The organism is Bifidobacterium asteroides, from assembly GCF_009683175.1.
Classification (GTDB): domain Bacteria; phylum Actinomycetota; class Actinomycetes; order Actinomycetales; family Bifidobacteriaceae; genus Bombiscardovia; species Bombiscardovia asteroides_H.
Genome location: NZ_WKKW01000011.1, coordinates 1 through 5,236 on the forward strand (window position 1 = coordinate 1; position 5,236 = coordinate 5,236).

The window sequence follows — 5,236 nt, forward strand, 5'->3', positions numbered from 1 at the left end:
TACAGCCACAAGGCCAAACCCCCAACATAAACAACGCGTTTAGTTCCTATAGCCCTATAATGGTGTAACGGTGGTGCTACTGTCACCGTTGATGTAATAACTCAAGAATGATAGTTAGGCCTATCTATCAGTGCAGTATTCCAGTTTTAGCTGGGTTGTCAGAGGTGCCATGGCTGACACCGCTGACTTCGTTATTGGTTATCAAGGATGAATTGACTCAACAAACGGAAAGGGGCTTATGATGAAAGCTCTGAACACTATCAAAAGTAGGTTGCTCGCCAGCGTTGCTGTTCCACTTGCGCTGTCTATGGGAGTCGCCATGGTTCCCAGTCAGGCGATGGCTGCAGAGCCTGTGGATACCGCTTCGACATCTATCGTGAGTCAAGTCACCGATTCGCTGACTCCGAGGGATGTGCTGGAGATAGCGGATACCGCATGGGAAAACGGTGATTATGAAGGTGCTGGCATCCTGACCGAGTATGCATTCTCGATGCATGATGGCACTGCCGGTAATGGCTTCCAATCGAGGAATTGGGCTACGACGATCGCCAAGAAAGCTGTCATTAAGCTTCTGCGCTGGGGAGGTTCCAAGCTTCCTGCCAAGATTGCTCCGTGGGCCGGTCGGATTGCAGACTTCCTGGAAGCCACCGGCGTCTGGACTCATGCCGCTATCGTCTCAGGTTTGATGCAGCTGGGCATCCCTTACGATATTGCTGAATACACGGCGACATGGGTTGATTTGTTCCTCTGATTCATGGAGAGAGGGGTGAGCGATGAGTGACCGTGGACGATCAGACCATGTAACGGTTTCGGATGCGATTACCGGTGTTGGTTTTTTCGGAACTGTGTTGTTGGGTTTTGTCTTTCCTTTTGCGGTCGGCATTGGTGTCACTTATCGCTTGCTCCCTTTCGGTGGCGTTCGTTCCTGGGTGCATGGGTGGCGTGGGGTTTTGGGTACCATCGTTATCTTTCTGTTGTGGTTCTTTGGTACCTACATAACTGATGCGTTGGTGGATGTGTTGTTTAGCATGAGCAGTCACAAGGTCTTGAAGAAGCTTGTTAGCGAAGTTGTGAGTTTTGTGTTTCTCATGGGGTTGATGGCCTTGGCCTTCAGCAGGTGGGAAGCCATGGCGCTCTCATCTTTGATAACTGAGGTTCTCACCATTCTCATCTCCCTACTCGTCATTCATGCCGTTGATGCTGCAGACAAGCATGATTAATCTAAACAACGATCATTCCTAGGGAATGAAGCGGATTCGAGTGCCCCTTTTATGGGGCGGGAGAAACGCATCGGACGCGGAGAGGTCTCCTCCTTGGTTTGGGAGGAGACCTCTTCGGTTTGGTTGTGTGTGGTGTTAGTCGTCGGTGGGGTTGATGTTCTTACTGAGGGCCAGGGCGATGAGCGCTGCGAGGTTGTTGGTTCGGTCGAGGGTGAGGGCTTGGACCATGTATGAGCTGGCTTGGTCGGGGTCGCGGGCGGCCCAGGCCAGGTAGGCTCTGGAGGCGCTGAGGTGTGGGGTGGGGCCGACGGCGGCGGTGAGCTGGTCGAAGAGGTTGTAGGCTCTGTCGGCGCGTTCCTGGTTGACGGGGGTCCGGCCTTCGAAGCAGGTGGTGAGGCTGGTGAAGATGAGTTTGACGGCGGCGGGGTCGTGGGGTTGTTCGGTGATGGTGGTCAGGTCGTCTCGGGTGGTGTCGGGGTTGATGGCGGCGACCAGGAGCGCGTCGCGGTGCGGCAGTGAGGTTTCTATCAGCGCGGCCATGCGGGTGAGCCGGTCGTGTCCTATGGCTTCGGGCTGGTGGGTGCCGTCGAGTATGCGCATGATGCTGTCGAGGGCCTGTCGGCCTGCGGTGAGCATGAGTTGGGGGTCCTGGCTCAGTTGCTTGACGTCGTCCTGGAGGCTGGTTGTGGTGTTCATGGGTGTTCCTTTCCTTGGTGCCGGGACTGTTTGTGCCGACGCCTGGAATGGCGGCCCGGGTATAGCGGAGAGTCAAGCCCCCGCGTGGATCCGAACACTCCCCCGGAGGCCGAGGGGGCATGCTGTTCGGCCCCCTCGGCCGGAGCGGGGTGTGGGCGGAGACGCTCGGGGCTTGAGTCGCAGCGGCCCGGGCCAGAATGGAAGGGGGCGGCACAAACACCACATTCCCAACCCCTTCAGCAGCACGCCGCAGGCGTGCGACAGCGGCGGCCAGACATCAAGGCGCAGCCGCCGATGACCACAACCCCGGCCGAGCCGAGCATGGAAAAAGGGACCCCGTTGAGGGGTCCCTTGATGATGTTGCCCTGATGGGTCAGGCCATCTGGCTTCGGAGTCCTGGGTAGTGGTGTGCCAGGTATTCGGCGGTGGCTTGGCGGATCAGTGCCGATAGGTTGGTGCCTTCTGTTTTGACGGCGGCTTCGGCCCATTGGTCCAGGGCCGGGGTGGTGCGTACCTGCCAGGTTTTGCTGGTGGGTTGTTTGAGTTCGTCGCGGGGGCGGCCGGCGAAGATGGAGAGCAGGTCGTCGTCGGTCAGGGGGCCGGCGTCGTAGCCCCGGTATACCCGGGTGCCTTCGATGGGTGTGAATTGGCCGGCGTCGGCCATGCGGTCGAGTGCTTCGGCGTGTGCTGCCCTGTCGGCGGGTGTCTGTGTGTTGGTCATGGTCTGGCTCCTTGTTGGTTGTGTCTATTGGTATCTGAGATGTTGCCACCGGCTGGTCAGCGGCATGGCGTGGAAGGCGTGGAGCTGGCCGTCCTGCCATTTGCTGACGATGACTTCGAGCAGGTTGTCGGGTAGGGCCCCGGGGTGTGGCTGGCCGACGAAGACCACCGTCATCTCGTCGCCGTAGCCCTCGATTTGTTCGTGGCCTATGGAGTGGAGGACCGCGTGCCTGATTTCGTCGTCGGCGCAGCCGTGCTTGCGGGCTGATTGCTCTATCTCGATCTCCATGACCATGAGTGTAGTACAAATTGCACATACAAACCAGTCGTGCGTTCCTCGCGTTGCGGTCTGGCTGTCCGAACGCGGGGCGTTCGACGATGCCGATTCCACCCCGTGGGGTGGCGCGAGGCATCGCTGCGCCGCCGCCGGCAGCCGGCCCCGCTTGGTGGCGGGGCCGGCTGCGGGGTTCATTCACTCTTTGGTGTCCTCCTCCTGGTCGCCGTCGTCTGTTTCATCTTCGTTCCCTTCGTTGTCTTCCTCTTCAGGTCGGGGCACCAGGTCGCCGTCGAGACCGGATTGCTCTTCGTCGCTGATGGCGTAGCCTGCGGTTTGGAGGGCACGGTAGAGGGGTTTGAGCAGGCCGTCTATGTCGTCTTGGCTGCGCCAGGTCTCGTGGTTGATCTGTGTCTCCATGATGGCGTGGCACAGGGCGAAGGCCGTCTGGGTGCGGCGACTCTCGTCAAGGTCGGCCTTTTGCGCCAGCTCGGCTTCCTGGTCCTGGACGATGGCGCGCCATGTGTCCCGCACCTGGTCCCGGCTGACCCACCAGGTGCGTTGGCTCGCTTGGGCGATGACCAGCATGGACAGGGCCTGGGACTGGTTTTTGGCGGGGCGTTTGAGGGACATGAGCCGTTGCGTGTAGGCCAGCCGCAGGTCGTGGCTTGCCGTGTCCAGTTGCTTGGCCGGTGCGATTTCGGCTTCTTGTTCGGCTTGCCACCTGGCCAGGTCATCCTCTCTTTGCCGGCGTTCGTCCTCCTGGTCCTGTTGGGTGTATGGCTCCAGCAGGGTGATTTTGACGCGCCACTGTCCGCCACGGTCGAGCAGTCCGGCGGCCGTGGGTTTGTCGCCTTCCCATTCCTCCAGCCATGTGTCGAGGGCCTGCTTGGGGTCGGGGTCGGTATCCGGGGAGAATCGGGCGATGGTGCGCCAACCTTCCGGGTCAGACCAGGATTGTGATGGTGTCAGCGGCACGATGGGCAGCCCGGCCTGCTTGATGGCTTCCTGGGCCTGTTCGATCCACTTGTCCAGCGACCGTTTGGCCTGGACCTGGTGCAGTGTCATGTTCCAGTTGTTGGTGCCTGCGGCTTTGATGAGCTGGTCTTGCAGGCCTTCGTCGTCGCGGAAGTCGGCTATCGTCTCCAATTCCTCGAAGCTCAGCTGGGATGGCAGCGCGAGTATTTTCTCGTCGTCGATGGACGATATTTTGAGCCGTCGCTGCACGGTGCTGCGGCTGCGGCCAGTGGCTTTGGCCATCTGGTCCACGTCTTCGCCAAGGTCCAGGAGGTGGGCGTATCCGCGTGCCTCGTCCAGGGCGGTGAGCTGGTCACGGTGTATGTTCTCTACCAGCATCACCTCCGCCTGGGTCTGCTCGTCCATGTCGGTGATGATACAGGGCACGGTTGCAAGGCCGGCCTGCTCGGCGGCCGCCAGCCGCCGGTGTCCGATGACCAGGGTGTGCCGCCCCTCCTGGTTCGCCGGTGTGACGACCAGGGCCTGCTGTATGCCTTGGGACGCGATGCTCATGGCCAGCTCCGACACGTCTCCTATCTCGCTTCGGGGGTTGGCGTCGTTGGGCCTGATGGCGTCGATGGGCAGCATGGTCACTGTGGTTGTGGTGTTCATGGGTGTTCCTTTCCTTGGTGCCGGGACTGTTTGTGCCGACGCCTGGAATGGCGGCCCGGGTATAGCGGAGAGTCAAGCCCCCGCGTGGATCCGAACACTCCCCCGGAGGCCGAGGGGGCATGCTGTTCGGCCCCCTCGGCCGGAGCGGGGTGTGGGCGGAGACGCTCGGGGCTTGAGTCGCAGCGGCCCGGGCCAGAATGGAAGGGGGCGGCACAAACACCACATTCCCAACCCCTTCAGCAGCACGCCGCAGGCGTGCGACAGCGGCGGCCAGACATCAAGGCGCAGCCGCCGATGACCACAACCCCGGCCGAGCCGACCAGTTTTATGTTTGCCGATTGAAGGGTGATCTGCAGTAGCTCATGATAGAAGAAAGACCATCCGATAAGAAATGTGTTTATATTGTGAAGCTTTATCTTGATGAAGCTTTCTAACTGATATCCCGAGTATATTAAAGCTTGTTAGAAGCCGCCACTGCCTCTATCATATTTATATGATATGCACACTAGGGCGGCACTTTTTTATCTAAAGGGGTGTAACTGAGATGGACACCGCTCGTATTCCTTACCCTTCGCATCCTTATCAGAGCTCAGCCAATCTAGCCTCTATGCTGATACAGAACGGTCTCTCCGGCATCAGGGGCTATAGGAACTAAACGCGTTGTTTTAGGTTCTGTGTGTGGGTTTGGTTGTGTGTT

Annotated in this window: 6 protein-coding genes; 2 read left to right on the top strand and 4 right to left on the bottom strand. The window is 59.6% G+C overall.

What is annotated here, in order from left to right:
- Positions 1-238: 238 nt before the first annotated feature.
- Both GKC41_RS08920 and GKC41_RS08620 read left to right on the top strand, forming a co-directional pair.
- Positions 239-751 carry a hypothetical protein gene (locus GKC41_RS08920; protein ID WP_045925197.1) on the top strand — a complete coding sequence of 171 codons (513 nt, stop codon included), beginning with the start codon at positions 239-241 and terminating at the stop codon, positions 749-751.
- Between the two features lie 22 nt (positions 752-773).
- Positions 774-1,220 carry a hypothetical protein gene (locus GKC41_RS08620; RefSeq protein ID WP_015022033.1) on the top strand — a complete coding sequence of 149 codons (447 nt, stop codon included), beginning with the start codon at positions 774-776 and terminating at the stop codon, positions 1,218-1,220.
- 135 nt (positions 1,221-1,355) lie between these two features.
- On the opposite strand, the gene GKC41_RS08625 is transcribed toward GKC41_RS08620, so the two are convergent.
- The 4 genes from GKC41_RS08625 to GKC41_RS08640 all read right to left on the bottom strand — a co-directional run bounded on the left by GKC41_RS08625 (position 1,356) and on the right by GKC41_RS08640 (position 4,539).
- Positions 1,356-1,916 (bottom strand): hypothetical protein, encoded by a 561-nt coding sequence (locus tag GKC41_RS08625; protein WP_015022034.1) that lies wholly within the window; start codon positions 1,914-1,916, stop codon positions 1,356-1,358.
- Between the two features lie 373 nt (positions 1,917-2,289).
- The gene (locus GKC41_RS08630; protein WP_015022035.1) at positions 2,290-2,637 is read right to left on the bottom strand and encodes a hypothetical protein; all 348 of its coding nucleotides are present in this window, start codon (positions 2,635-2,637) and stop codon (positions 2,290-2,292) included.
- Between the two features lie 24 nt (positions 2,638-2,661).
- Positions 2,662-2,925 carry a hypothetical protein gene (locus tag GKC41_RS08635; RefSeq protein WP_141650026.1) on the bottom strand — a complete coding sequence of 88 codons (264 nt, stop codon included), beginning with the start codon at positions 2,923-2,925 and terminating at the stop codon, positions 2,662-2,664.
- A 183-nt stretch (positions 2,926-3,108) separates the two neighbouring features.
- The gene (locus GKC41_RS08640) at positions 3,109-4,539 is read right to left on the bottom strand and encodes a ParB/RepB/Spo0J family partition protein (protein WP_015022037.1); all 1,431 of its coding nucleotides are present in this window, start codon (positions 4,537-4,539) and stop codon (positions 3,109-3,111) included.
- Between the last annotated feature and the right edge of the window lie 697 nt (positions 4,540-5,236).

Bases quoted from the DNA above. Each gene is read 5' to 3' on its own strand.
- GKC41_RS08920 (WP_045925197.1), top strand. From the start codon at position 239: ATGATGAAAGCTCTGAACACTATCAAAAGTAGGTTGCTCGCCAGCGTT.
- GKC41_RS08620 (WP_015022033.1), top strand. From the start codon at position 774: ATGAGTGACCGTGGACGATCAGACCATGTAACGGTTTCGGATGCGATT.
- GKC41_RS08625 (WP_015022034.1), bottom strand. From the start codon at position 1,916: ATGAACACCACAACCAGCCTCCAGGACGACGTCAAGCAACTGAGCCAG.
- GKC41_RS08630 (WP_015022035.1), bottom strand. From the start codon at position 2,637: ATGACCAACACACAGACACCCGCCGACAGGGCAGCACACGCCGAAGCA.
- GKC41_RS08635 (WP_141650026.1), bottom strand. From the start codon at position 2,925: ATGGAGATCGAGATAGAGCAATCAGCCCGCAAGCACGGCTGCGCCGAC.
- GKC41_RS08640 (WP_015022037.1), bottom strand. From the start codon at position 4,539: ATGAACACCACAACCACAGTGACCATGCTGCCCATCGACGCCATCAGG.